This is a genomic window from Aeromonas sp. CU5 (assembly GCF_002586745.1).
Lineage (GTDB): Bacteria > Pseudomonadota > Gammaproteobacteria > Enterobacterales > Aeromonadaceae > Aeromonas > Aeromonas sobria.
Genome location: NZ_CP023817.1, coordinates 1,591,013 through 1,617,785, shown reverse-complemented (window position 1 = coordinate 1,617,785; position 26,773 = coordinate 1,591,013). Strand labels below are relative to the sequence as shown.

At 59.5% G+C, this 26,773-nt stretch carries 21 protein-coding genes; 7 read left to right on the top strand and 14 right to left on the bottom strand.

Annotated features, from left to right (window positions below; all coding sequences use genetic code 11):
• Positions 1 to 177: 177 nt before the first annotated feature.
• From fruB to fruA, 3 genes are read left to right on the top strand one after another with little or no spacing between them, the layout of a single operon-like run.
• A complete protein-coding gene (gene fruB / locus CK911_RS07180; RefSeq protein WP_098969468.1) occupies positions 178 to 1,293 on the top strand; it encodes a fused PTS fructose transporter subunit IIA/HPr protein in 1,116 nt (371 codons plus the stop codon).
• On the top strand, positions 1,293 to 2,282 hold the full coding sequence (pfkB, locus tag CK911_RS07175; protein WP_098969467.1) for a 1-phosphofructokinase: 990 nt from the start codon (positions 1,293 to 1,295) through the stop codon (positions 2,280 to 2,282). Before fruB ends, pfkB begins: the two co-directional genes overlap by 1 nt.
• Positions 2,279 to 4,015 (top strand): PTS fructose transporter subunit IIBC, encoded by a 1,737-nt coding sequence (gene fruA / locus CK911_RS07170; protein ID WP_098969466.1) that lies wholly within the window; start codon positions 2,279 to 2,281, stop codon positions 4,013 to 4,015. The genes pfkB and fruA overlap by 4 nt, the downstream gene beginning before the upstream one ends.
• A gap of 125 nt (positions 4,016 to 4,140) precedes the next feature.
• Here fruA and CK911_RS07165 read toward each other — a convergent pair whose 3' ends face one another.
• Positions 4,141 to 4,392, bottom strand: coding sequence for a DUF1289 domain-containing protein (locus CK911_RS07165; RefSeq protein ID WP_042021977.1), 252 nt, complete (start codon positions 4,390 to 4,392; stop codon positions 4,141 to 4,143).
• A 150-nt stretch (positions 4,393 to 4,542) separates the two neighbouring features.
• Here CK911_RS07165 and mltA point away from each other — a divergent pair, with 150 nt between their 5' ends.
• Positions 4,543 to 5,694 carry a murein transglycosylase A gene (mltA, locus tag CK911_RS07160; protein WP_098969465.1) on the top strand — a complete coding sequence of 384 codons (1,152 nt, stop codon included), beginning with the start codon at positions 4,543 to 4,545 and terminating at the stop codon, positions 5,692 to 5,694.
• A 117-nt stretch (positions 5,695 to 5,811) separates the two neighbouring features.
• Here mltA and yfaE read toward each other — a convergent pair whose 3' ends face one another.
• The 5 genes from yfaE to ubiG form a co-directional block, all read right to left on the bottom strand.
• Positions 5,812 to 6,132, bottom strand: coding sequence for a class I ribonucleotide reductase maintenance protein YfaE (gene yfaE, locus CK911_RS07155; RefSeq protein WP_172953976.1), 321 nt, complete (start codon positions 6,130 to 6,132; stop codon positions 5,812 to 5,814).
• 73 nt (positions 6,133 to 6,205) lie between these two features.
• Positions 6,206 to 7,339: a class Ia ribonucleoside-diphosphate reductase subunit beta gene (gene nrdB / locus CK911_RS07150; protein ID WP_042023182.1), complete on the bottom strand. Its 1,134-nt coding sequence runs from the start codon at positions 7,337 to 7,339 to the stop codon at positions 6,206 to 6,208.
• An 82-nt stretch (positions 7,340 to 7,421) separates the two neighbouring features.
• Complete coding sequence (nrdA, locus tag CK911_RS07145; RefSeq protein ID WP_068978913.1) at positions 7,422 to 9,689, bottom strand: class 1a ribonucleoside-diphosphate reductase subunit alpha; 2,268 nt, start codon at positions 9,687 to 9,689, stop codon at positions 7,422 to 7,424.
• Between the two features lie 629 nt (positions 9,690 to 10,318).
• Positions 10,319 to 11,014 (bottom strand): HAD family hydrolase, encoded by a 696-nt coding sequence (locus CK911_RS07140; RefSeq protein WP_098969463.1) that lies wholly within the window; start codon positions 11,012 to 11,014, stop codon positions 10,319 to 10,321.
• On the bottom strand, positions 11,014 to 11,730 hold the full coding sequence (gene ubiG / locus CK911_RS07135; RefSeq protein ID WP_098969462.1) for a bifunctional 2-polyprenyl-6-hydroxyphenol methylase/3-demethylubiquinol 3-O-methyltransferase UbiG: 717 nt from the start codon (positions 11,728 to 11,730) through the stop codon (positions 11,014 to 11,016). Before ubiG ends, CK911_RS07140 begins: the two co-directional genes overlap by 1 nt.
• 200 nt (positions 11,731 to 11,930) lie before the next feature.
• Here ubiG and gyrA point away from each other — a divergent pair, with 200 nt between their 5' ends.
• A complete protein-coding gene (gene gyrA / locus CK911_RS07130; protein WP_098969461.1) occupies positions 11,931 to 14,699 on the top strand; it encodes a DNA topoisomerase (ATP-hydrolyzing) subunit A in 2,769 nt (922 codons plus the stop codon).
• A gap of 118 nt (positions 14,700 to 14,817) precedes the next feature.
• Here the strand turns inward: gyrA and CK911_RS07125 are convergent, their stop codons facing one another.
• Both CK911_RS07125 and CK911_RS07120 read right to left on the bottom strand, forming a co-directional pair.
• Complete coding sequence (locus CK911_RS07125; protein WP_172953975.1) at positions 14,818 to 16,215, bottom strand: alpha-amylase family protein; 1,398 nt, start codon at positions 16,213 to 16,215, stop codon at positions 14,818 to 14,820.
• A 561-nt stretch (positions 16,216 to 16,776) separates the two neighbouring features.
• The gene (locus tag CK911_RS07120) at positions 16,777 to 17,841 is read right to left on the bottom strand and encodes a PA0069 family radical SAM protein (RefSeq protein WP_098969459.1); all 1,065 of its coding nucleotides are present in this window, start codon (positions 17,839 to 17,841) and stop codon (positions 16,777 to 16,779) included.
• Positions 17,842 to 18,015: 174 nt separating this feature from the next.
• Between CK911_RS07120 and CK911_RS07115 the strand changes: the two genes are divergently transcribed.
• Positions 18,016 to 18,555, top strand: coding sequence for a tetratricopeptide repeat protein (locus CK911_RS07115; protein WP_172953974.1), 540 nt, complete (start codon positions 18,016 to 18,018; stop codon positions 18,553 to 18,555).
• Between the two features lie 154 nt (positions 18,556 to 18,709).
• Here CK911_RS07115 and CK911_RS07110 read toward each other — a convergent pair whose 3' ends face one another.
• Genes CK911_RS07110 through selD form a run of 3 tightly spaced genes read right to left on the bottom strand, consistent with a single transcriptional unit; the run spans position 18,710 to position 21,552 of the window.
• A complete protein-coding gene (locus CK911_RS07110) occupies positions 18,710 to 19,354 on the bottom strand; it encodes an MBL fold metallo-hydrolase (protein WP_098969457.1) in 645 nt (214 codons plus the stop codon).
• Between the two features lie 31 nt (positions 19,355 to 19,385).
• Positions 19,386 to 20,501: a tRNA 2-selenouridine(34) synthase MnmH gene (gene mnmH / locus CK911_RS07105; protein WP_098969456.1), complete on the bottom strand. Its 1,116-nt coding sequence runs from the start codon at positions 20,499 to 20,501 to the stop codon at positions 19,386 to 19,388.
• Positions 20,502 to 20,514: 13 nt separating this feature from the next.
• Positions 20,515 to 21,552, bottom strand: coding sequence for a selenide, water dikinase SelD (gene selD, locus CK911_RS07100; RefSeq protein WP_042023206.1), 1,038 nt, complete (start codon positions 21,550 to 21,552; stop codon positions 20,515 to 20,517).
• A 395-nt stretch (positions 21,553 to 21,947) separates the two neighbouring features.
• Between selD and CK911_RS07095 the strand changes: the two genes are divergently transcribed.
• A complete protein-coding gene (locus CK911_RS07095) occupies positions 21,948 to 22,376 on the top strand; it encodes a GNAT family N-acetyltransferase (protein ID WP_098969455.1) in 429 nt (142 codons plus the stop codon).
• Positions 22,377 to 22,410: 34 nt separating this feature from the next.
• On the opposite strand, the gene CK911_RS07090 is transcribed toward CK911_RS07095, so the two are convergent.
• The 3 genes from CK911_RS07090 to CK911_RS07075 all read right to left on the bottom strand — a co-directional run bounded on the left by CK911_RS07090 (position 22,411) and on the right by CK911_RS07075 (position 26,701).
• Positions 22,411 to 23,595: an acyltransferase gene (locus CK911_RS07090; protein WP_098969454.1), complete on the bottom strand. Its 1,185-nt coding sequence runs from the start codon at positions 23,593 to 23,595 to the stop codon at positions 22,411 to 22,413.
• 368 nt (positions 23,596 to 23,963) lie between these two features.
• The gene (locus CK911_RS07080) at positions 23,964 to 25,157 is read right to left on the bottom strand and encodes a class I SAM-dependent methyltransferase (RefSeq protein ID WP_098969452.1); all 1,194 of its coding nucleotides are present in this window, start codon (positions 25,155 to 25,157) and stop codon (positions 23,964 to 23,966) included.
• Positions 25,158 to 25,270: 113 nt separating this feature from the next.
• Positions 25,271 to 26,701, bottom strand: a complete 1,431-nt coding sequence (locus tag CK911_RS07075) for a methyl-accepting chemotaxis protein (RefSeq protein WP_098969451.1) — start codon at positions 26,699 to 26,701, stop codon at positions 25,271 to 25,273.
• Positions 26,702 to 26,773: the final 72 nt, after the last annotated feature.

Below are 26,773 nucleotides of genomic sequence, written 5' to 3'. Positions count from 1 at the left end.
CGATTCAGTCTGAGTGTAAGTGAAACGATTCAGCCTGTCAGCAGCGGATAGATAGCCAGGCCTCAAAAGCCAACCTTGATCACAGTTAATCGCGATCATGCCTATTGTCAGCTGGCGAGTTACCCGAATGTTCAATTGTGATGTACCGGCGCGGCCGGAACCTGATGGAGAGTCTCTATGTTGAAGTTGGCGCGAGAGCAGATCTTGCTGGGACAGTCGGTGGCAACCAAGTCGGAAGCCATTGCCCTGCTGGCAGGCAAACTGACCGAAGCCGGTCTGGTGGAAGCGGGCTATGTAGATGGAATGCTGGCCCGTGAAGCGCAGCATGCCACCTACCTTGGCAGCGGCATCGCCATTCCCCACGGCACTACCGACACCCGCCATCTGGTGAAGAGCACCGGCGTCATGGTGGCCCAGTTCCCCCAGGGCATCGAGTGGGACGAGGGGCAGATCGCCTATGTCGCCATCGGCATAGCTGCCAAGTCTGACGAGCATCTGGGCATTTTGCGCCAGCTCACCCATGTGCTGGGTGACGAGCAGGCGGCCGCGCAATTGAGAGAGGCCACTGACGCCGACACCATCATCAATATCCTGACCGGTGCTACTGCCGCCAAAGAGGTGCAATACCTGACCCTGGCCGACTTCCCGGCCGATGATCGCGACCAGCTGCTGCTGGGTGCGGCCGCTCGCGCCAAGTCTGCAGGTTGGGGCGATGCCGCTATGGTGACAGCGCTGCTGGCAAGCGATCCCGCCTATCTGGGCGAGGGAGTCTGGCTGGCACGGGCCAATGTTCAGCAAACAGCATCCGCCCAGACCGGTTGGGTACTGGCGACCCCGAGCAACGCACTCACCGCAGGTGAACTGCCGGTCAGCGCCATGCTGCTGCTGTGTGCCGCCGATGCAGGTCATCTGCCGCAACTTGAGAATCTGGCCAAACTGGCCGCCGCAGGTCAGCTCGCCACTCTTGCCGGCAGCGACGGGCTGGCCATGTTGCAGGCGGGGCCAGCGAGCGGTCTTGCCGAGACCTTCACCATCATCAACCCCCACGGCCTGCATGCTCGTCCGGGCGCCATGCTGGTCAAGGTGGCCAAAGAGTTTGCATCCGACATCCGGGTTGCCAATCTGGATGGCAGCGGCGAGGCGGTCTCCGCCAAGAGCCTGATGAAGGTGATTGGTCTTGGGGTCAAGTGCGGGCACCGTCTGGCATTTCGCGCCGAAGGGGCCGACGCCGAAGCGGCCCTCAAGGGGATCGGTGAGGCCATCGCCGCCGGTCTGGGCGAGGGGGCTCATTGATGAAGATTGTCACCATTACCCTCAACCCGGCCCTTGATCTCACCACCCGTCTCGAGGCGATGAGCCTTGGCGAGGTCAATCTGGTGAGCGAGGCCAACCTGCGTGCGGCGGGCAAGGGGATCAACGTCGCCATGGTGCTCAAAGATCTGGGCCGCGAGGTTGGCGTGACCGGCTGGCTTGGCGCTGACAATGCGCAGAGTTTTGTCTCCCTGTTTACCGAGCGGAAGCTTGCGGATCACTTTGTGCGCGTGGCGGGCAGCACCCGCATCAACGTCAAGATCTCCGAGCAGTCCGGTCGGGTCACCGATCTCAATCTGCCGGGGCTCACCATTCACCAAGGGGAAGTGAGCGCGCTGGAGCAGGCGATTGACGAATTGGCACTGCAAGCAGAGTGGTTCGTGTTGGCGGGCAGCCTGCCCAAAGGGGTGGCCCCCGATTACTGCGCCCATCTAATCCGCCTGCTCAAGGCCAAAGGCAAACAGGTGATCTTCGATTGCAGCGGCGCGGCCTTAAGCGAAGGGATCAAGGCGGCGCCGACTCTGGTCAAACCCAATCTGGAAGAGCTTGAGCAATGGGCTGGCCGCCCCATCAAGACCCTGAGCGAGCAGGCCGAATGTGCCCGCGCGCTGCAGGCAAGCGGGATCCCCAATGTGGTGATCTCCAACGGCGCCGATGGCCTGATCTGGTTTGCCCCGGATGCCGTCTGGCAAGCCATTCCGCCGCGGATGCAGGTGGTCAGCACGGTCGGTGCTGGCGACTCGCTGGTTGCCTGTCTCGCCCACGGTCTGAGCCTTGGCTGGGGGCCGGAGCAGACCCTGCGTCTGGCCACCGCCGTCTCGGCGCTTGCGGTCAGTCAGGTAGCGGTCGGTTTTAGCGATATTGCTGTGCTCAACCCCTTACTTGAGCAGGTGCGCGTACAGCGTCTGGCTGAGCTGGCACCGGCTCAATGCAATACCCCCTCAATGGACAACTCAGGAGATGCCCAATGAAAGCAATTTTGGTTACGGCTTGCCCGGCGGGCATTGCCACCAGCTTTCTCGCTGCAAAACGGATAGAACAGCAGGCCAAACTGGCAGGCTGGGAGCTCACCCTCGACGTCGGCTCCAGCGTGCAACCCCGTCAGGTGCCGAACAAGGAGCAGATTGCCGCCGCCGACCTGGTGCTGGTTGTCGCCAGCGCCCCGGTGGATCTCGCTGCCTATGATGGCAAACAGCTCTATCAGGGGAGCATGGATCTGGCCCTGCAAGATCCGGCAGCTTTGCTGGAGGCCGCAACCAGCGGTGCCAGCGTCTATCGCCATCAAGCCGCCCCCGCCGTTGCCAATGCTGCCGCCAAACCGGCCACCGCTGGCAAGCTCATCGTGGCGGTGACCGCCTGCCCAACTGGCGTGGCCCACACCTTTATGTCAGCAGAAGCGCTGGAGACCATGGCCAAGCAGCTGGGTTATCAGATCCGCGTCGAAACCCAAGGCTCGGTCGGTGCCCAGAATGCCCTGACCGCCGAGGAGATTGCCGCCGCTGATCTGGTGTTCCTCGCCACCGATATCGAAGTGGACATGGCGCGCTTTGACGGCAAGCAGGTCTATCGCACCAGCACAGGTGCGGCGCTGAAGAAAACCCGCGCCGAGCTCGACAAGGCGTGGAACGAGGCGACACTCTATCGCCACAGCGGTGCCAGCCAGCCCAAGAAAGAGGAAAAAGCAGGCCCCTACAAGCATCTGCTGACCGGCGTCTCCTTTATGTTGCCGATGGTGGTGGCGGGTGGTCTGATCATCGCGCTCTCGTTTGTGTTCGGGATCGAAGCGTTCAAGGTAGAAGGCACCCTGGCTGCCGCCCTGATGCAGATCGGCGGCGCGTCGGCCTTTGCCCTGATGATCCCGGTGCTGGCCGGTTACATTGCCTACTCCATCGCTGATCGCCCGGGCCTCGCCCCCGGCATGATCGGCGGTATGCTGGCAAGCTCGCTGGGCGCCGGTTTCCTCGGTGGCATCATGGCCGGTTTTCTGGCCGGTTACAGCGCCAAATACCTGAGCGACAAGGTGCGCCTGCCGACCACCCTGGAAGCGCTCAAGCCGATCCTGATCATTCCGTTGGTAGCCAGCCTGTTTACCGGTCTGGTGATGATCTACGTGGTGGGTGGCCCGGTGGCTGGCATCATGAGTGCCATGACCACCTTCCTCAACAACATGGGTTCTACCAATGCGGTACTGCTGGGGGTCATCATCGGCGCCATGATGTGCTTCGACATGGGTGGCCCGGTAAACAAAGCTGCCTATGCCTTCGGGGTGGGTCTGCTGGCATCCAAAACCTACGCCCCGATGGCGGCGGTGATGGCGGCCGGTATGGTACCGGCACTGGGGATGGGCATCGCCACCTTCCTGGCGCGCACCAAGTTCATCAAGACTGAACAAGAGGCGGGTAAAGCCTCCTTCGTTCTGGGTCTGTGCTTTATCTCCGAGGGGGCCATTCCGTTTGCTGCCAAGGATCCGATGCGCGTCATCCCGGCCTGCATGGCGGGTGGCGCTCTTACAGGTGCGCTCTCCATGCTGTTCGGCTGTGAGCTGATGGCCCCACACGGCGGTCTGTTCGTACTGTTCATTCCCCACGCCATCAGCAATGTGCTGATGTATATCGTGGCGATTGCGGCGGGTTCGCTGTTGACCGGCGTCTCCTACGCCATGCTCAAGCGCAGCGAAGAGCAGGCCAAGCTGGCAACCGCCTGAGTGGTGAAGCGCAGTGACATGAATCAATGAGCAAGCGGCCTTCGGGCCGCTTTTTTGTGTGGGGTAGGGACGTTTTTAGTGTGGGTAGGCCATTGGCGAGAGGTTGCAGGGCTGGTAAGCGCAGCTTAAAAATCCCATCCCGGTTGTTCCTGTTGTTCCGCGTCTGCTCCTTCCTGTGCCTTGCGGCGGGCGGCGTCGACCCGGGCTTTGCGGTTGCGGCACAGGCGCATCACGTCCTGCTGCTGGGTCGGGGTCATGGTGAGCCAGTTGAAACGCTCGTCGCGATTGCGCAGGCACCCCTTGCAGTAGCCCTTATTGTTCACTTCGCAGACCCCGATGCAGGGGCTCTGCAGCGGGAATATTTCGAGCTGTTCCATCCATCACCTCGCACATCCTGTCACCTTGTTATAACCCAGCAGATCCCCTTTGGAGAAATCCTGCTTCAAGTGATTGATGTCGTTTGCTTTCCCCCTACAAATTTGGCATCTTCCCCGCCGAGCATGGCTCTTGGCGTTATATGAGGACATATGAACAAACACGCGTACTGGCTGACCGCCGCAGTGCTGGGACTGGCCGGTTGTGCGGGCAACTCTGATAAAGCAGATGTGCCTAAAAAACAGACCGATAACAGATGTTTTCTTAACTGCGAGGTGCCGGTCAATCTGGGCAAGCAGTATCTGGACGGGACCCTGCCAGAGGATCTGGTGAGGGTGGAGCGGGTTAACAGTCAGGCCAGCCGGAATTACCAAAGTTTCGCCCAGCAAAGCCAGGTGGTGATGGCCCGCTCTGGTCGGATGGCAAGCCGCTATGGCGAGCTCTATGGTCAGCTTTCCCGCTGGGTGGCCAATGGCGGCGATCCGGCGCAGCTCACTCGCTATGGCGTCAGTCTGGCGCAGTTTGGGGGCTCTGACCGGATGGGCAACGTGCTCTTTACCGGTTACTACTCGCCGGTGCTGGAGGTGCGTCACCGCCCCGATCCCGAGTACAAGTACCCGCTTTATGCCATGCCTAAATGTGGCGGTCGCTGCCCGAGCCGGGCCGAGATCCATCAGGGGGCGCTGGCTAACCGGGGGCTGGAGCTCGGTTACAGCAAATCCCTTATCGACAACTTCCTGATGGATGTGCAGGGTTCCGGCTTTGTTCACTACGGGGATGACGATCGGCTGCAATATCTGGGTTACAGCGGCAAGAATGGCCACGGCTATGTAAGCATCGGCCGGGTGCTGATCGACCGGGGCGAAGTGGCTAAAGAGCAGATGTCGATGAAGGCCATTAAAGAGTGGGCCAATCGCCAGCCGGAAGAGAGTGTCATGGAGCTGGTGGAGCAGAACCCCTCCTATGTCTTCTTCGAGCGTCGCCCCACCAATGATGTGGTCGGCGCCGCAGGCATCCCCTTACTGCCGTTGGCCGCGGTCGCTGCCGACAAGACCCTGTTGCCGATGGGCACGCCGATCCTGGCAGAAGTGCCTTTGCTCGACAAAGAGGGCAACTGGACTGGCAAGCACCAGCTGCGGCTGCTGATTGCGCTGGATGTGGGCGGTGCGGTGAAGAAAGGTCATCTTGACCTCTATCACGGCATGGGGGAGGAGGCTGGCGTGGCCGCAGGTCACTACAAGCACTTTGGCCGGGTCTGGAAGCTGGGCCTGCACCACGGGCCGACCGCGGCTCCCTGGTTGTAACCCTCTGAAGGTTCTGGCGTCTGCACAGGGCGCTCTCAAGTAGATGAAGAGACAAAAAAGCCGCCGGATTGCTCCGGCGGCTTTTTATTGTGCGCGAGTTGCCAGCGTGTGGCAGCGTCAGCCCTTCTGGATATCCAGTCGGATGGCGCCAACCGGTTTACAGCAGCAGGGCAGGCACTCGCCTTGAGAGACAAAGGCGAGCGGCACCGCAGGGTAGTGTACCTTGCCGGCAATCAGCGGCGTGCGGCAGGCGCCGCAGTAGCCGCTGCGGCACTGGAACTCCACATGATGGCCGTGGCGTTCCAGGGTTTCCAACACGCTTTCGCCAGGATGGGCGTGCAGCACCCCATCCCGGGTATGTACCCGCGGCACCGGTAGTGCGTGCTGTTCAGCCGCCCCGTGCAGGGCCGAGGTCAGCGTGTGGGTGGCGTCACTCACAGCTCGAAGTCACCCAAATCATCGGCATGCATTTCGCTGTCAATCTGACCGACCAGCATATCAGGTAGCTGACTCACAGCTCGAAGTCACCGAGATCATCGGCATGCATTTCGCTGTCAATCTGGCCGACCAGATAGGAGCTTACTTCCACTTCCTGCGGTGCGACCTGGACGTTGTCGGATGACAGCCAGGTGTTGATCCAGGGGATCGGGTTTTGCTTGGCCCCGGCAAAGGCCGGTTGCAGGCTGACGGCGGCCATGCGCAAGTTCGTGATGTACTCCACGTACTGACAGAGAATGTCTTTGTTCAGGCCGATCATGGAGCCGTCCTGGAACAGGTACTCGGCCCACTCTTTCTCCTGGATCGCCGCTTCCTTGAAGATCTCGAAGCAAGCCTGCTCACATTCAGCCGCAATCTCGGCCATCTCGGGGTCATCCTGACCGGTGCGCATCAGGTTCAGCATGTGCTGGGTGCCAGTGAGGTGCAGGGCTTCGTCGCGGGCGATCATCTTGATGATCTTGGCGTTGCCTTCCATCAGTTCACGTTCGGCGAAGGCAAAGGAGCAGGCGAAGCTGACGTAGAAGCGGATCGCCTCCAGTGCGTTGACGCTCATCAGGCACAGGTAGAGCTTCTTCTTGAGCTCACGCAGGGTGATGGTCACCTCGCGGCCTGCGACTGTATGGGTGCCGGCACCGTGCAGGTTATAGAGGGCGGTCGACTCGATTAGATCGTCGTAGAAGCAGCTGATAGAGCCAGCGCGCTTCAAAATCTGCTCGTTGGCCACGATATCGTCAAACACCTGACCCGGGTTATTGACGATATTGCGGATGATGTGGGTATAGGAGCGGGAGTGAATGGTCTCCGAGAAGGCCCAGGTTTCAATCCAGGTTTCCAGCTCCGGGATGGAGACCAGCGGCAGCAGTGCCACGTTCGGGCTGCGGCCCTGAATAGAATCCAGCAGAGTCTGGTATTTCAGGTTGGAGATGAAAATGTGCTGCTCGTGGGGCGGCAACGCCTGATAGTCGATACGGTCGTGGGAGACATCGACCTCTTCCGGACGCCAGAAGAAGGAGAGCTGCTTTTCGATCAGCCGTTCAAAGATTTCATGTTTTTGTTGATCATAACGGGCCACATTGACCGATTGGCCAAAAAACATCGGCTCTTTGAGCTGGTCGTTTTGGGTTTGGCAGAAAGTTGAATAGGCCATGATTACCAGAATCTATTGAAGTGATGAAACGGGAGAGCGGGAGCTTCATGCTCCCGCCCGGTTAATCAGATCTTGCCGTGACTTAGATTTTGCAAGCCCCGCCAGCGCAACCGTCATCTTGTATGTCGGCTTGTGCATCATCCGCACCATCACGGGTGTTGTGATAGTAAAGGGTCTTGAGGCCGTATTTGTAGGCGGTCAGCAGATCTTTGAGCAACTGCTTCATCGGTACCTTGTTGCCTTCGAAACGGGCCGGGTCGTAGTTGGTGTTGGCGGAGATCGCCTGATCCACAAACTTCTGCATGATACCGACCAGCTGCAGGTAGCCGTCGACGCTCGGTTGCTTCCAGAGCAGTTCGTATTGATCTTTCAGGCGATCATACTCGGGCACCACCTGCTTGAGAATACCGTCTTTGGATGCCTTGACCGAGACCAGGCCGCGCGGCGGCTCGATGCCGTTGGTGGCGTTGGAGATCTGGCTGGAGGTCTCGCTCGGCATCAGGGCGGTCAGGGTGGAGTTGCGCAGACCCACGGTTTTAATCTCTTCACGCAGGGATTCCCAATCCAGATGCAGTGGCTCGTTGCACAGCACATCCAGATCCTTTTTATAGGTATCGATGGGCAAAATGCCCTGGGCGTAGGTGGTCTCGCCAAACAGCGGGCAGGGGCCGAACTCGCGGGCCAGCTGCACGGAGGCTTTCAGCAGGTAGTACTGAATGGCTTCGAAGGTGCGGTGGGTCAGGGCCAGACCGGAACCGTCAGAGTAACGGGCACCGTTTTTGGCCAGATAGTAGGCGTAGTTGATGACGCCAATGCCCAGGGTGCGGCGACCCATGCTGCCCTTTTTGGCGGCGGCAATCGGATAGTCCTGATAATCGAGCAGGGCATCAAGGGCACGGACCGCCAGCTCGGCCATCTCTTCCAGATCTTCCAGCTTCTCGATGGTACCCAGGTTGAAGGCGGAGAGGGTGCACAGGGCAATCTCGCCGCTCTCGTCGTCGATGTTATTCAGCGGCTTGGTCGGCAGCGCAATCTCGAGGCAGAGGTTGGACTGACGCACTGGCGCCACGCTCGGATCAAACGGGCTGTGGGTGTTGCAGTGATCGACGTTCTGGATGTAGATGCGACCGGTACCGGCGCGCTCCTGCATCATCAGGGAGAACAGATCCACCGCTTTCAGGGTCTTCTTGCGAATGGCCGGATCCTGCTCGTACTTGACGTAGAGCGCTTCGAACTTGTCCTGATCCGCGAAGAAGGCATCGTACAGACCCGGTGCATCGGACGGGGAGAACAGGGTGATATCGCCACCCTTGATCAGGCGCTGGTACATCAGCTTGTTGATCTGTACCCCGTAGTCCATGTGACGGACCCGGTTCTCTTCCACGCCGCGGTTGTTCTTCAACACCAGCAGGCTCTCTACTTCGGTGTGCCACAGCGGATAGAACAGGGTGGCCGCACCGCCGCGCACGCCGCCCTGGGAGCAGCATTTGACCGCAGTCTGGAAGTATTTGTAGAAGGGGATGCAACCGGTGTGGAAGGCTTCGCCACCACGAATGGGGCTGCCCAGACCACGGATGCGACCGGCGTTGATGCCGATACCGGCGCGCTGGGAAACATAACGCACGATGGAGCTGGCGGTGGCGTTGATGGAATCCAGGCTGTCATCACACTCGATCAGCACGCAGGAGCTGAACTGACGGGTCGGAGTACGCACGCCGCTCATGATCGGGGTCGGCAGGGAGATCTTGAAGGTCGAGACCGCATCATAGAAGCGCTTGATATAGTCCAGACGGGTATCTTTCGGATACTTGGAGAAGAGGCAGGCCGCTACCAGGATGTAGAGGAATTGCGGGCTCTCGTAGATCTCGCCGGTGACGCGGTTCTGCACCAGATACTTGCCTTCCAGCTGCTTGACCGCCGCATAGGAGAAGTCCATATCGCGCCAGTGATCCAGATGGGTGTTCAACTCATCGAACTCGGCCTGGCTGTAGTCTTCCAGCAGGTGCTTGTCATATTTGCCCATGTCTACCAGACGGGCGACGTGCTGGTAGAGGTGGGGCGGTTCGAACTGGCCATAGGCCTTCTTGCGCAGGTGGAAGATGGCCAGACGGGCTGCCATGTACTGGTAGTCCGGGGTCTGCTCGGAGATGAGGTCTGCCGTCGCCTTGATGATGGTTTCGTGAATGTCGGCGGTACGGATACCGTCATAGAACTGGATGTGGGATTTGAGCTCTACCTGAGAGACCGACACGTTGTCGAGCCCTTCGGCGGCCCAGTCCAGCACGCGGTGAATTTTATCCAGATCGATGGGTTCTTTGTGTCCGTTACGCTTCGTCACAAACAAATTCATTGGCTGATGACCTTCAGTTGATTCCCGAAAAACCATCGCACAATGCCGCTTCCCACGCCCCGGCAGTGTGCGGGGATTGGGTAGAGATTGTGCGATGAATCACAAGATGTAGTGTTATTTTGATTTCGAGCTACAAGATAGTGAGGTCGGCCGCTCATTGCAATGTGTGGATAACCTGCTTGCTGTGGATAAATTGTGAGTCTTGGGCTCTGTGTTAGTGACCGCTCACAGTGAGCGGGTTTTCATTCGTCCGCTCCGCTAAATGCAAGTCTCCCGAGCGAAGATGGAAAATTTAAATAAGTTTTTTTGCTTGCGAAAAGAGGGTCTTTTTACTAGCAAACCTGTGCTGATTATCCCTTGTGCAACAAGGGTCAAAAGCTGTCCAGTTGTGGCATTGACGTAGCGAAGTCGGCCACAAGATGTGTACTGTCTCTGCAATATTCATGATGGCTATGCAACAGTCGAAAATTCCTCGTATGAGTACCCATCATCGATAAAGCTGTATGCGCCATCCATCAATACGCTCACCGCGACCATGGCGTGACAAGATGATGACGTGACCAGATGACAGCCCATCGCACCGTGAGTAAAAAGGGTGGTTGGCGACATAACCACCCTTGGCCGGATCATCAGGCACTGGTCGTCAACTCATAGCGCAGCCAGTGGTGCAGGGCCTGCACGGTGTCGAATTGCAGATCCGCCCCCCACTCGGCGGGATCCTCGTCATCACCGAGATAACCCCAACCGGCCACGGCGGTGCGCATGCCAGCATTACGGCCCGCTTCGATGTCCCGCACATGATCCCCCACATAGAGGCAGTGTGCCGCCTCAATTCCCAGCTTGTCGCAGGCAAAGTACATGGGGGCGGGGTCGGGCTTGCGCACCGGCAGGGTATCGGCACTGACCGTCACCCCGCAGCTGGCAAGCGCCGGCAACGCTGCCAGCAGCGGCTCGGTGAGAAAGCCCGGCTTGTTGGTGACGATGCCCCAGGGCAGCTGTTTTTCATCGAGCCACTCGATAAGATCCACCATTCCCTCGTAGGGGCGGGTGCCGACGCAGAGGTTGGCAGCGTAGTAATCGAGCAGGGCGGTGCGAAGCCGTTGGCTGCCCAGCTCTTCGAGCAGCTCATTGCCGAGCCCTGCCTTGAGCAGCCCGAGCGCCCCGTTGGAGGTGGTCTGGCGGATGATGGCGTCAGAGAGTGGGGCAAAGCCTTCGCTTACCAGCACATGATTGACCGCAGCCCCCAGATCGGGGGCCGTGTCGAGCAGGGTGCCGTCGAGATCGAATAGTACGCAGCGAAGGGGCATGGGGTGAGGGGCGCTCATCAACCGTGCTCCGGGCGGACAAACTCCACCATATAGTTGACGTCGACGTTCTTGCCGAGCTTGAACTGGTTGCTGAGGGGGGCGAAGTGAACACCGCTCATATCCCGCACCAACAGCCCCGCCGCTTCTCCCATGCGACAGAGTTCGGCAGGTGTGATGAATTTTTTGTGATCGTGAGTCCCCTTGGGCACCATCTTCATCAGGTATTCGGCCCCGATGATCATCATCAGATAGGCTTTCGGGTTGCGGTTGATGGTCGAAACAAACACCCGGCCACCGGGACGAACCAGAGTAGCGATGGCGCGCAGCACGGAGGCCGGGTCCGGCACATGTTCCAGCATCTCCATGCAGGTCACCACGTCATACTGACCGGGAGCCTCGTCGGCGTGCTGTTCGGCGGTCATCTGCTGATACTCGAGCTCGACCCCCTGTTCAAGGGCATGCAGGCGGGCCACCCCGAGCGGCTCCTTGCCCATGTCGATGCCAGTTACCTTGGCGCCACGACGGGCCATGCTCTCTGAAAGAATGCCGCCACCACACCCGATGTCGAGGATGCGTTTGCCAAACAGGCCACCACTTTTGTCAGTGATCCAGTCAAGGCGCACCGGATTGAGTTGATGCAGGGGTTTGAATTCCCCTTCCATGTCCCACCAGCGGGAGGCGATGGCTTCAAATTTGGCGATTTCTGTCAGATCGACATTGGCATCACTGTTCATTTTTCATTGATCCTGTGGCAGGGCGCGCAGGTCGCAAAACGTGGGCGCAATCTATTGTCCTGGCGGGCATTATAACCAACGGACTTGGTCAAACCAGCCCGAGTTTCTGCCCGGATTTGTGGCTTAAGATATTTTGCTCGCTGTGTTACCATGTCGCGCTGTTTAAGCCAAAGAACAACTAATTAGGGATAAGGCTTTCTATGAGCGATCTGGCCAGAGAGATCACGCCGATCAACATCGAAGAAGAGCTCAAGAGTTCCTATCTTGATTACGCCATGAGCGTGATCGTAGGACGAGCTCTGCCGGATGTGCGTGATGGCTTGAAACCGGTTCACCGCCGCGTTCTGTTTGCTATGAACGAGTTGGGGAACGACTGGAACAAGCCCTATAAAAAATCGGCCCGTGTGGTCGGTGACGTAATTGGTAAATATCACCCGCACGGCGATAGCGCTGTGTATGACACCATTGTCCGGATGGCGCAGGATTTCTCCATGCGTTACATGCTGGTCGATGGTCAGGGCAACTTCGGTTCCGTCGACGGCGATAGCGCCGCGGCGATGCGTTATACCGAAGTGCGGATGGCTCGCATCTCCCACGAGTTGCTGGCTGATCTGGACAAAGAGACCGTGGATTGGGTGCCGAACTATGACGGCACCGAGATGATCCCGGCGGTCATGCCGACCAAGGTGCCCAACTTGCTGGTCAACGGCTCCTCCGGTATTGCGGTGGGCATGGCGACCAACATTCCGCCTCACAACCTCACCGAGATAGTCAATGGCTGTCTGGCGCTGATTGAGAATGGCAATCTCACCATCGATGAGTTGATGACCTACATCACCGGGCCTGATTTCCCCACCGGCGCTATCATCAACGGTCGTGCCGGCATAGTGCAGGCCTACCGTACCGGTCGTGGCTCTGTCTATGTGCGGGCCAAGGCTGAAGTGGAGGTGGACGACAAGACCCATCGCGAGACCATCATCGTTCACGAGCTGCCTTATCAGGTGAACAAAGCGCGGTTGATCGAGAAGATCGCCGAGCTGGTCAAAGAGAAGAAGGTTGAGGGCATCAGTGCCCTGCGTGATGAGTCCGACAAGGACGGCATGCGCATCGTTATCGAGATCAAACGCGGCGAGTCTGGCGAGATTGTGCTGAACAATCTCTACAAGCACACCCAGTTGCAGACCACCTTTGGTATCAACATGGTGGCGCTTGATAACAATCAGCCCAAGTTGATGAACCTTAAAGACATTCTGGATGCGTTCCTGCTGCACCGCCGTGAAGTGGTGACTCGCCGGACTGTGTTCGAACTGCGCAAAGCGCGGGATCGGGCGCACATCTTGGAAGGTCTGGCGGTCGCACTGGCCAACATTGACCCGATCATCGAGCTGATCCGTCACTCCGACACCGCTGCCGACGCCAAAGCCAAGCTTGTAGCTCGGGGATGGGATCTTGGCAACGTAGCCGCCATGCTGGAAAAAGCAGGCGACGACGCGGCCCGTCCGGAGTGGCTGGAGCCAGAGTTCGGCATTCGCGAAGGAAGTTACTTCCTGACCGAACAGCAAGCTCAGGCCATCCTTGACCTGCGTCTGCACAAGTTGACCGGTCTCGAGCACGGCAAGATCCTGGAAGAGTATCAATCTCTGCTGGATCTGATCGCCGAGCTGCTGTTCATTCTGGCAAGCCCGGAACGGCTGATGGAAGTGATCCGCGATGAACTGCTGGCGGTGCGCGAGCAGTATGGTGACGAGCGTCGCACAGAGATCAACTTCTCTAGCATCGAGCTCAATACCAAGGATCTGATCACCCCGGAAGACGTGGTGGTGACCCTGTCTCACCAGGGTTATGTGAAGTATCAGCCGATCACCGACTACGAGGCCCAGCGCCGCGGTGGTCGTGGCAAGTCGGCCACCCGGATCAAGGAAGAGGACTTTGTGGAGCGTCTGCTGGTGGCCAACACCCACGACACCATTTTGTGCTTCTCCACCCGTGGCAAGGTCTATTGGCTTGAGGTGTATCAGCTGCCGGAGGCGTCCCGTGGCGCCCGTGGCCGTCCGATCATCAACTTGCTGCCGCTGGAAGAGGGTGAGCGCATCACCGCCATTCTGCCGGTCAAAGAGTATGCTGACGACAAGTATGTGTTCTTCGCCACCGCTGACGGTACCGTGAAGAAGACCAGCCTGTCTGCGTTCAGCCGTCCGCTCTCCTCCGGGATCCGTGCCATCAACCTCAAAGAGGGCGATGAGCTGATCGGGGTCGATATCACCGATGGCAGCAACGAGATCATGTTGTTCTCCGATGCGGGCAAGGTGGTTCGCTTCGCGGAAGGCAGTGGTCGCGCAGATGCCGCCGATGCCGATGTCAGCGATGATGTTGAGGCCGATGACGATAGCGTCATTGAAGCTGGCAACGACGATGATGCCGGCGAAGGCAGCGACAACACCGAAAGCAAGGGCACCTTCAAGGGCGTACGCCCGATGGGTCGCACTGCCGGTGGTGTTCGTGGTATCCGTCTGCTCAACGGTGACAAGGTGGTTTCCCTCATCGTCCCCCGTGGCGAGGGTGCCATCCTGACCGCCACCGAGAACGGTTACGGCAAGCGTACCGCGCTGACCGAGTACCCGACCAAGAGCCGTGGTACCCAGGGCGTTCGCTCCATCAAGGTAGACGAGCGTAATGGCAAGGTGATCGATGCGATCCAGGTCGACGATACCGACCAGATCATGCTGATCACCAACGGCGGCACCCTGGTGCGTACCCGTGTTGCTGAAGTGAGCATCATCGGCCGTAACACCGGCGGTGTCCGTCTGATCCGTACCGGTGAAGACGAGACCGTGGTGGGCCTGCAGCGCATCGCCGAGAGCGATGAGGACGAGAACGACGTAGTGGCGGTTGACGGTGAGGTGTCTGAAGGCACTGATATCGCGCCAGAAGTCGGCTCTGCCGATGCTGAGGAAGCTGGGGACGAGTAATCACCCCTGATTTCCTGGTCAAACGACCTGAGCGAAAAGAGCGACCTTGGTGGTCGCTCTTTTTATTGGTCTGCTTTTTATGGCTGTCAGCTGATAGCACGGCAGGGTGCTAGCCTGATCACTCCTGCAGCCACATTCTGGCGCTGCGGGCGGGAATGGCGACCCGTACCCACTGGCTCTGCACCTTGACCACGCCGCCTTGGTCGAGCACATCCCGATAGTTGCGATACCAGTTCATCTCGAACTTGGCGGTATCGAGCCAGTACTCCTGCTCATAGTCGCACTTGTTGATACCGACCAGCCCCTGCTTGCCCCGTTTGAACAGCACGAAGCAGTCGCCACTGCCGACCAGCTGCATCGGCTGACCCTGCACTGCATTGTGGAAGCGGATCATCCCCTTGAGATCGGCGCGCTGGTAGTAATCCTGCCAGCGCAGTCCGTCCTTGGCCCGGGTCTCGCCGTGATCCGAGTAGACCAGCGGCGAACCGCCGTCGCGGCCGAGTAGATAGGCATAGGCCAGCTTCTCGTCAGTTTGGCTAAGGAGCTGATAGCGGAAACCATCGTTGGTGGGGATGTCGTGGGTCACGGTGAAGGTGACGGCGCGGCTGCCCGGCAGCGCCTGACCATAGGCCCCCGGATCCGCCAGCAGGTTCATGCTGCCGCCATACCCCAGCGCCCCGCGCAGGGAGGCAAACAGCGGAAAGTCATAGGCACCCTGACCGCTGCTGTCGAGATAGGGCTTGAGGAAGCGCTCGTAATCGGTGCTGCCAGCGCCGCCAGTGGTGATCACCTCGCCAAAGACATGCATCCCCTGTTTTATCTCGGGGGTGAACACGGCATTGATCTGGTAATCGCTCATGTGTTTGACCGCATCGACCCGAAAGCCCGTGATCCCCATCCCCTTGAGCGCCTTGAGATAGGCCTGCTGCTGGCTCACCACCCAGTTGTTGGGATCAAGATCCGGTAGTCCCTTGTCACCGGCACCGCCACAGAGTCGCCAGTACTGGACATGGCCCGGATCGCTCCAGTCGCTGATGCACCCTTCGGGATGAAAATCGGCGGCGGCCAGCAGGTTTTGCCCCAGATCGCCAAACAGCTTCTGGCGCTCGAAATAGGCCGGGTTGGCGGCGTATTGGCCGAGCAATTCGTTGCCGGGGTAGTTGAGGTCCTGGCGCTTCCAGCTTTCGTTGGCCATATGGTTGAGCACCACGTCGGCATAGACAGCGATGCCCCGCGCCTTCATGGCGGCGATCAGCTCTTCGAGATCCTGCTTGTTGCCAAGGGGGGAGTCGATAAGGCGCAGATCCTGCGGCTGGTAACGGGCCCACCACTCGTTGCCCGAGGATTTCAGTGGCGGTGAGATCAGCACCTGTTTATAACCGGCCGACTTGATAAGGTCGGCTTTGGCCGTCACTTCACTGTACTGCCAGTTGAAGGCGTGCAGTATGACGTCGGCGTGCGCCAAGGGAGCGATCAGCATGCCTGCGATCGCCCATATTCCCGCTGTGTGTTTCATTATTGTGTCCCTGTTTTTATAGATGCCTGAATGGGCAAGCCAGCTTTGGCGGGAACAGGGTGGGCTGCAATCCACAACCTGCGGATTTGTGACCGCTTTCAGGATGATTTCGCCGAATGTGTGAGCTGTTGCTGCTTTTCTCCGCCACGGCCAGGCACCGTTTCACCAGTGATTTTGTTGTCATTTCCCTGTCATCCCCAGCCGCTATCCTGCCGAGCGAGTGGTGCGCTGTTGCCATCACCGTCACCGTCAGGAGCTGCATATGACCAGTTGGATCACGTGGGAAATTTGGTGGAGCCGGGTATGGGGCGAGTCAGAGGTTCCGCAGTATGGGGAAGATGAGCACCAAGTGGCCCATGAACCCTCGCGGCTGCCGGTTGAAATGGTGCAACAGAGGCGGGAGGATCGAGTGGGTTAAGCTCTGACGTTGCTGTTCTCAGGAAACACCATCGTCTCGCGAATGCCTGTCTACTCGGGAAACACGGCTTTCCCGAGTGCTACTGCGCACTATGGCAAGGCTATTGACCGACAAGGGATACTGCTTGCCTCAAACAGGCGGGGTTAGAAGAGCGACAGCTGCTCCCCGGGGCGGATAAAACCATCCTGCCTGAGCTGAATATGGCGTTTGCCAAGGCCAAGGCGCTTGCTGATAAGGCGAAAGCGCTGGGCCAGCAGATCGGCAAAGTGCCCCTCACCACGCATCCGCGAACCAAAGGCCACACTGTTGAGCTCGCCGCCCCGGCTGGCTCGCAGCTGATTCAGGATCGCCTCCTTCTGACCGGGATAGTGGGTATCGAGCCAGTCACCAAATAGCGGCGCCAGCTCGTGGGGCAGGCGCAGCAGGATGTAATCGGCGCAACTGGCGCCTGCCTCGGCCGCCGATTTGATGATCTGCTCCAGCTCCGGCTCATTGAGCCGCGGGATCATGGGGGCGGCCAGCACCCCCACCTGCACGCCAGCGCTGGCGAGCTTCTCGATCACTTTCAAGCGGCCTGCGCCCGTGCTCGCGCGGGGTTCCAGCTGTCGCCGCAGGGTTTCGTTCAAGGTCGTCACCGACACCATCACCTGACACAGTCCCTCGCTGGCCAGCTCGCTCAACAGATCGAGGTCGCGCAAGATCATGGCGCTCTTGGTAATGAGGCCGACCGGGTGGCGGTGTGCCAGCATCACCTCCAGCAACTGGCGAGTGAGGCGATAGCGCTGCTCGATGGGTTGGTAGGGATCGGTATTGGCGCCAATGACGATGGTCTGTGGCTGATAGGCCGGTTTGGCAAACTCCCGGCGCAGCAGATTGGCCCCATTGCGTTTGGCAAACAACTTGGTTTCGAAGTCGAGGCCGGGGGAGAGCTCCAGATAGGTGTGGCTGGGCCTGGCATAGCAGTAAATGCAACCATGCTCGCACCCCTGATAGGGGTTGATGGAGCGACCAAAGGGCACATCCGGCGAGCTGTTGTAGCTGTTGTAGCTGATGATGCTGCGCGCGTCGATCTCCCGCACCTCGGTCTGGGGCGCCAAGGTATTGAAGGCTGACTCCCACTCCTCGGATGCCCAACCATCATCGACCGCCTCGACAAGGGGGCCGCTAAAACGGTGATCGATATTGTGAGGGCTGCCTCGTCCTGCCATGGTGCGCACCTGCACTGGTTATACATACAGTTATTTTGCAAGTGCGACGGAGAAATGACAACGATTGACTATCGGTGTGGCGTAAAAAGGGTATGTCACCGGGATCTGTTGCTTGATCGCAGAGCTACATTTCGTTTACATAGACGAAATGAGAACTGGATCACGGAAATCATCATGAGACCCACCACTTCCCGTTGGCTGTTTATCGGTCTGCTTGGCCTGGTTATCTGGCGCTTGATCCCGCTCTCCACCGAGCAGGAGCTGGCGTCTGCCAACCGTGCCTGGCGCACCGGTCACTTTGAGGAGGCGACCCGGATCTGGTCACCACTGGCGGCGCAGGGGCAACCACGGGCACAGGCACTCATGGGCTGGAGCCATGAGGTGGGGCAGGGGAGCGATCAGGATATTCATCAGGCCATCAGCCTCTATCGCCAGTCGGCGCAGGCGGGGGATGCTTTTGGTCAATATCGGCTGGCAGAGCTCTATCTGCGCGGCGTCGGGGTAAAGCGGGATCTGCGAGAAGCCTTTCACTGGATGGAGCAGGCCGCCCGCAACGGTGATGTACCTGCCATGCTGAAAGTCGGTGTGCTTCATCTGATGGGGGCGAGCGGCAGAGTCGATTTGCCTCAGGCGAAACAGTGGCTCTATCAGGCGGCGCAAAAGGGCAACAAGCTGGCGCTTCAGGTGCTGCAAGAGCTGGCGCTGGCCGAGTAGGGGATCAGTACCTTCGACTTCAACTGGCAGCCACTGCTCGGTGACATGACCTCTTAGCCACCTTTACCGCAGACGCGTGCAATGCTGAATTGAAGTGCGGAAGAAAAAGGAGTGGAAAATAAAGGCAGCGGCTGGTGACCGCTGCCTTTTTTGATCACCAGATAGGCTGGGTCAGGTAGGGGTTGCTTGCCTTCTCGCGGCCGAAAGTGGAGCTGGGGCCGTGGCCCGGGATAAAGACGATCTCGTCCCCCAGCGGCAGCAGGGTCTCGGTGATCGACTTGATCAACGTAGCTTGATCGCCACGGGGAAAGTCGGTGCGGCCGATACTGCCGGCAAACAGCACGTCGCCAACCCAGGCGAGTTTTTCAGCCTGGGAGAGCAGCACGATATGGCCCGGGGTGTGGCCGGGGCAGAAGTAGACCTCCAGCTCGCACTGGCCAAGCTGCACCTTGTCGCCCTGCACCAGCAACTGGTCGGGGCTAAAGGCAGGGGTATGGGCGAAGCCGAACATCTGGCTCTGCTGGGGCAGCATGTCGAGCCAGAAGGCATCTTCCTTGTGGGGGCCGGTGATGGTGACGCCGGTCTTTTCCCGCAGCTCAGCCGCCGCACCCACATGATCCAGATGACCGTGGGTCAGCAGGATGTGGGTCAGGGTCAGCCCGCGCTTGGCGATGGCGGCCAGCAGTTTTTCCGCTTCGCCACCTGGGTCGATCAGCGCCGCTTGGTGGGTCTCGTCACACCAGATGAGGGAGCAGTTCTGGGCGAACTGGGTGACCGGGATCACCTCGAATTTCAACATGTGGGGTCCTCTTGTTGGAAAGGCGACGGGGTCAGCCCTGTTGCGCGTTGGCGTGCTGCTCGGCGAAGTAGTCGAGACAGGCTTGCTTGTCACCCCGGAACACGATGCGTTCCTGCTTGTTGCCAAGCTGGTAGAGATACATGGGGTCGTAGTAGCGGGTCAGCAGCAGGGTGATCCAGGCCAGATGCAGCTCGGTAGAGCCGCTGTTGGCCTGCTCGGCGAGGGCTGTCTGCATCAGGGCATCCAGCTCGCGATGGGCCTGATCGCCGAGGCGGCGCTTGAGGCGAGCCAGCGCATCGGTGAGATAGGCGGCAAACAGCGGCCAACCGGCTTCCTGGCCATACATCTCTTGATAGCGCAGCCAGAGATCGTGCACGTAATCTTCGCGGATCTGCTCGGCACGATCACACTGCGGCACATCCACGACCACCAGCGGTGCCTGACTCATGGCCTCATGGAGGGAGATAGGCAGGCAGCAGCGACCGATCAGGCGGCTCTCATCCTCCACCACAAAGGCATGTTCGCCCTGATGGCGGCGCTTGAGCAGCTCGATGGCCATGTTGTTTTCAAAGTTGATGTTACTGGGCTGGCCACCGGGCAGTTGACCGAAGGAGGAGCCTCTGTGGTGGGCATGGCCCTCCAGATCGAGCGCCTGGGCCACATGGTCCAGCATATGGGTCTTGCCGGAGCCGGTCATGCCGGTCAGCACAGTCCAGTGGCACTCGGCGGAGGCCTTGTCCTGGGTCTCGATCAAAAAGCGACGCAGCTCCTTGTAGCCACCGGCGACGCGGGGGCGAGTGACCCCCGCTTCAGCCAGCCACTGCTGTACGGTTTGTGAGCGCAGGCCGCCGCGAAAGCAGTAGAGCACGGCATCGGGCTGCTGGCGCAACTGCGCCAGCCAGCCTTCGAGTCGCTCGGCGCGCACAGCTCCCCCCACCAGCTTGTGACCCAGCGCAATGGCGGCATCCTGCCCTTGCTTCTTGAAGCAGGTCCCCACCTGGGCGCGTTCATCGTCGGTCATCAGCGGCAGGCTGGTCGAGCAGGGGAAGGCCCCCTCCTTGAACTCGATGGGGGCGCGCACATCAATCAAGGGCACATCGCCTAAAAAAATCTGGGCGTAGTCGGTGGCCAGCGGCAATTCACTCATTGGGCTATCTCACTCATTGAACAATCTCGATAAAGCGGGTGCCCTCAAGGGGCTTGATCTGGCCGATGGGCGAGAGCGTCAGGCCCGCTTCCCGCGCGATGGCGAGCAGCTCGGCTTCGCTCTCCTTGCCCACGGCGACCAGCAGACCGCCGCTGGTTTGCGGATCGCACATGATGTTGCGGGTGCGATCATCCATGGCATCCAGCTTGTGGCCGTAGGAGTCGTGGTTACGCAGGGTACCGCCCGGTACGCAGCCCTCGGAGAGGTAGTAATCCACCTCGTCCAGCAGCGGCAGCGCTTTGAAGTCGAGGCGGGCGCTGACTTTGGAGCCTTCGCACATCTCCAGCAGGTGACCGGCCAGACCAAAACCAGTGACGTCGGTCATGGCGTGAACCCCCGGCAGCTCGGCAAAACGCTGGCCAATCTTGTTGAGGGTGCACATGGCATTGGGGGCCAACTGCTCGTGTTCCGGCTTGAGTTTGCTCTTTTTCTGGGCGGTTGTGAGGATGCCGATACCGATGGGCTTGGTCAGATAGAGGGTGTCACCCACCTTGGCGGTGTCGTTCTGCTTGATGGCATCCAGAGGCACGATACCGGTTACCGCGAGGCCGAAGATGGGCTCGGGAGCGTCGATGCTGTGGCCACCGGCCAGCGAAATCCCCGCTTCATGGCACACCTGACGGCCACCGTCGATCACCTGCTGGGCCACTTCGGCGGGCAGGGTATTGATGGGCCAACCGAGAATGGCGATGGCGACGATGGGCTTGCCACCCATGGCGTAGATGTCGCTGATGGCGTTGGTGGCGGCAATGCGGCCAAAGGTAAAGGGATCGTCGACGATGGGCATGAAGAAGTCGGTGGTGGAAACAATGCCCTGACCGTTGCCGATATCGACCACGGCTGCGTCATCCTTGCTGCTGTTGCCAACCACCAGGGTCGGGTCGTTGAAACCCGGGATCTGGCTCTTGAGGATGGTGTCGAGTACCTTGGGAGAGATTTTGCAGCCGCAGCCAGCGCCGTGGCTGTATTGGGTCAGACGAATGGAAGACATACTTACCCCTTATGCAGAGGCTCTGTGGAGCCGTCTTGGTCAATGGGCGGCCTTGTAGATTGGAAGACAAGAAGCCGCAAATATGGGTGGCCTCGGTGCCAACAGCGGCAGCGATGACTGGCAGTTATGGAAGGCCGCCAGGCCGGACGGGGAACAAGAGGGCGACAAGGTGCGCCAGCGCAGCCCCGCCAAGGGCCACAGGACGGCGCATTATGCCACATTTGCCCCTTGGGGTTCGAACAGGAATTCACATAAACAGCAGGGAATTGCCCGCACTTGCGCGTCATCGGTCTGGATCCGGCGCGCACTGATTGATTGCAGTACAGATGCAGCAAAGAGAACGTCAAAGAGAGCAGCCGCGCGCGTAACAGCCGATCTACCAACAGGAGAGCTTCGTGACCACCACGTTTTTGGTTAACCACCCCATTACCACGGCGCAGTTTGCGGCGCTGCTGGCGCAGACCTCGCTGGGGGCGAGACGGCCGCTGGAACATCCTGCCACCTTGCAGGGCATGCTGGATAACGCCAATCTGCTGATCACCGCCTGGCAGGACGAGACCCTGGTCGGGGTGGCCCGCTCGGTGACCGATTTTTGTTTTTGTTGCTACCTCTCGGATCTGGCGGTGGCCGAGTCAGTGCAGGGGCAGGGGATTGGCAAAGCGCTGGTTCGCGAGACGTTTTTGCAATTGCAGCCCGGCTGCAAGCTGATCCTGCTGGCCGCGCCCCAGGCGGTGGCGTACTACCCCAAGCTCGGATTTAGCCAACACCCGAGCGCCTGGGTGATGAGCAGTCTGGATGAGCTGGTACTGGATGAGTTGGCATAAGACCGTCAACTCATCCAGACAGGGCGGGGTTAACTTATCCGGCTTGCTCCAGCGCCGGTTGCCGTGACTTGCCCCAGCGGCGCAGGCGCCGTTGCAGGGGGCGCTCCAGCAGGTTGTAACTTAAAGAAGAGAGCCCGATCAGCACTGCCAGCATCAGCAAGGTGGCCACCACCCCCAACAGCGGGTTGGTCTGGGCATACCACCACTCGGTGAGCCCAGGCGCCAGATAGTGGATCAGTTCGCATCCGGTGAGCAATACCAGCGCATGCAGCAGGTAGATGGAGTAGGAGAGATCCCCCAGCCAGTTGGTGAAGCGGTTATCCAAAAGGCGCAGCAGCGGACTCTGGCGCTCCCGCTGGGCGGCGGCAATCCAGATCAGCAGCACGTAGGAGCTGATCAGCAGCAGGGTCAGCTGCGGCGTCATGGTGAACTGCATCAGCACGAAGGGCAGCACAAAAGCGATGAGCAGCGGCAGATCCCGTTGCATCATGAGCAAGGGTTGTGCGGCCTTGACCCTCGGCAGCAGCCAGAGGCCGAGCACAAATTCACTCACCCCGCGCCCCACCGCCAGTGCCCCGCTGGTGACATCCAGCGTGCCGCGACTGTGCACGATAAAGGCCAGCACCGTCAGCGCCAACAGGGGCGCTAGATGGCTCCAGCGACTGCGGGATACCGCGAGCGGAATAAGCAGCGGGAACAGCAGGTAGCTTATCCACTCCACGCTCAGGGACCAGGCGGCGAAGTTCCAGGTCAACCCGTGATCGGTCACCACCTGCAGCAGCAGGAAGGCGCTGGGCAGCGCGTCAGCCGGGGTGAAGGGTGAGCCGAAGGGGGGCATCCCTTCCCACTCCCACATCTTGAACAGCGGGCCTGCATAGAAACCCACCCCGTGCTGCGCCTTGTAAAGTTCCCAGCCCACCAGCAGCACCAGCGTCACAAGGTAGAGGGGGTAGACGCGGGTCAGCCGCAGCCAGAGGAAGCGGCCATAGCCGATGGTGCGGGGCCTGTGGCTGAAGGCCTCCCCGTAGACATGGGCCAGCACCACGCCGCTCAAAATAAAGAACAGATCGACCCAGAGGTAGCCGTTCTCGATGAGTTGGGTGTGGCCTGCGATCGGCTCCATCCACTGGGGAAAGAGCAATAATCGGGCATGGAACAGCACCACCATCAGGGCAGCGATGCCCCGCAGCGGCGTTAACAGCGGCAATGATTGATTCATATCGGGATCCCTTGTGATGTTCAGCTTGGCCTGACATCGATTTTTGTTGTTGTGCCCCCCATCAATCCTGACGGACGGCTACCCCGGCTTGGCTGCCGCAGGCGGGATCACACTACAAAAAAGAGAGCCATACGGGTGTGATTTAAATCATAAATGTGCAGTTATTGTGCAAAGAAATTTAAACAGAGAAAAAGTGCAGAACCGGCAGGGAAAGGGGACGACAAGGAAAGCGGAAAGCGGAAAGAGAAGAGAGCAGAGAGGGATAATAGGGATGGGGGTGAGAGTCAGGTTAAGGTCTATATACAGCGCCGCAAAACAATCAGGCCCGCAAGGGGCCTGATTGATCACAAGGTGAGAGTGGTTGCCGATCAGCGGGCGCGGACCACCAGACCCTTGAGGTAGAAGCCTTCCGGATAGGCGGTACCGATGGGGTGATCGGACGCTTGGGAGAGTAGCTCCAGGATCTGGGCATCGCGACCGGCATCGAGCGCCGCATCGGCAACGATCTTCTGGAACAGGCTCTGCTCCATCAGGCCGGAGCAGGAGTAGGTCAGCAGCACGCCACCCGGTGCCAACAGCTGGAACGCCAGCATGTTGATGTCCTTGTAGCCACGGCAGGCACCCAGCAGTTGGGCTTTACTCTCGGCAAACTTGGGCGGATCCAGCACGATGGCATCGAACTTCTCGCCCTTCTCGCGGTATTCACGCAGCAGCTTGAACACATCGTGACGGACGAACTGGGTGTTGCTGATATCGAGACCGTTCAGCTCGGCGTTCTGGCGGGCGATATCCAGCGCATTCTGGGAGAGATCAACGTTGACCACCTCTTTAGCGCCACCCTTGAGGGCATAAATGCCAAAACCACCGGTGTAGCTGAAGCAGTTAAGGACACGTTTGCCTTCGGTGTATTTGGAGACCGCCTGACGGTTGTCGCGCTGATCCAGATAGAAGCCGGTTTTATGGCCGTTGCGAATATCCACCAGGATCTTCACGCCGCCGTTCTCTTCGATGACTACCGGTTCGGTCGGGGCTTCGCCATAGATGACACCGGTGCGCTCTTTCAGCCCCTCTTTTTTACGTACTGCTACGTCGGAGCGCTCATAGATGTTGCACTCGGGGTAGAGGGTACGCAGCGCCTGGGTGATCAGCTCACGCTGGAACTCGGCACCGGCGGAGAGGATCTGGCACACCAGAAAATCGGCATAACGGTCGATGGTCAGACCCGGCAGGCCGTCAGATTCGGCGGCGCACAGGCGATAACCGGTGAGACCCTGACGCTTGATCAGCGGATCGCGAGATTCCTGCGCATATTTGAGGCGACGGATAAAGAAGTCGAGATCAACGGTCTCATTCTTGTCGAAGGTCCAGACCCGGGCACGGATCTGGGAGCTGCTTGACCAGGCACCACGGGCAAGCCACTTGCCATCGTTGGCGTAAATCTCGACGGTATCGCCGTCAACAGGATTACCTTCCACCCGCTCAATCCCCTTGGAGAAGATCCAGGGGTGACGGCGCAGCAGGGATTTTTCGCGACCTTTGACGAGATAGATGAATACGCTCATGGATGTTTGCCGATGGTAGAAAGAAAAGGGGCCACATTCTATGTGGCCCGCAGCTAAAACTCAAACAACCCGGTGTAATGGATGGTTCGGGCCTGTTCTTGTACCCGATATGGTCAGATCTTAATCCCATTTAGTGCCTGGGTCAGCTCGCTGGCGGTGGCTTTCAGTCCCTGAGTACCGGCTACCGAGGCGCTGGCAGACTCTTCCACCTGCGCCGCTTCATGGCGCACCTGATCGAGATTGTGGGTGATCTCGGCGGCGACCGAGCTCTGCTCCTCGCTGGAGGTGGCGATCTGGGTGCTCATCTCCAGTACCGCATCGCTGTGGTTGCTCAGTTTTTCGATATCCAGCCCCACCTCGCTGATGAGCTGCTGGCTACTGGCGGCACGGCCAACGGTCTTCTCCATGATCTCGTTGAGGGCGCCGGTACCGGCCTGCAGCTCTTCGATCATCTGCTGGATCTCCACCGTGGCCTGCTGGGTACGGCTGGCGAGGGTGCGCACCTCGTCTGCTACCACCGCAAAGCCGCGACCCTGCTCACCGGCACGGGCCGCTTCGATGGCGGCGTTGAGCGCCAACAGATTGGTCTGCTGGGAGATGGCGTTGATGACGTTGACCACTTCGTTGATCCGGTTGGCATTGTGGGTGAGCCGCTCGACCGCGCCGGAGGCGTTGCCAATCTCGTCGGCCAGGGTGCGGATCGCCTCGATGGTACGAGCTACCCGGTTGGCGCCATTGGCCGCCTCTTCACTCGATTGGCGGGTCTGCTGCAGGGTGTTGTTGGCATTGCGCGCCACTTCGCGGATCGCCGCCGACATCTGCTCCATGGCGGTGGCCAGTGAATCCATGTGCTGGCGCTGGGAGCGTGCCATGGTCTCGCCTTCGCGGGCATGGTCACGAAACTCGTCGGCGGCCATGGTCAGCGCTTCGGCAGACTCTTCCACCAGTTTGACGATCTGGTGCTGACGGTCGGTAAAGCGGTCGATGCTGCCCGCCAGGGTGGAGAACTCGTCGCGCACCGGGAAGAAGTTGAGACGGAAGGTGAGATCCCCGTCCGCTACGGTTTGCAGCGCCTTGTTGGTGGAGTAGAGCGCACCGGAGACAAAGGTCATCATGTAGTGGATCACCAGCGCCATCAGGGCGGCCAGTGCGCCGATCAGGAGCAGGGTCGAGCTTTGACCGTCCCACATGGAGAGGTTGCCCGTATCGAGAACGCCGGTGACGTAGCCTGCCTGACCCGCTGGCACGGTAAACAGGTAGTGATCCCCTTGTTGCTGCAACCCGCCGCTGCCTTGCCGGGTCAGACGCAGATCCGAAGGCAAGACCAGAGAGGGCTGCTGGCTGATCAGCTGCGCCGTGGTCTCGACCCGTTGCTGCAACTGCGCTACCCGCAGGGAGATCTCCTGCTGATGGCTGGCCGCCAGCATGTACCAGCTGAGAAAGGCGATGATGAAGAGAGGTAACCAGAACGCGATATGGAATTTTTCACTGATGGTGAGGTGAATGAGATAGCGGTCAACCCACCGGAATTTAACTTCTTTCATAATGGAGCTGCATCCTGCAGAGATAGAGTGTCGGGCACATTATCGTCGCGGGAAATTTTTTCTTCAGTGGAA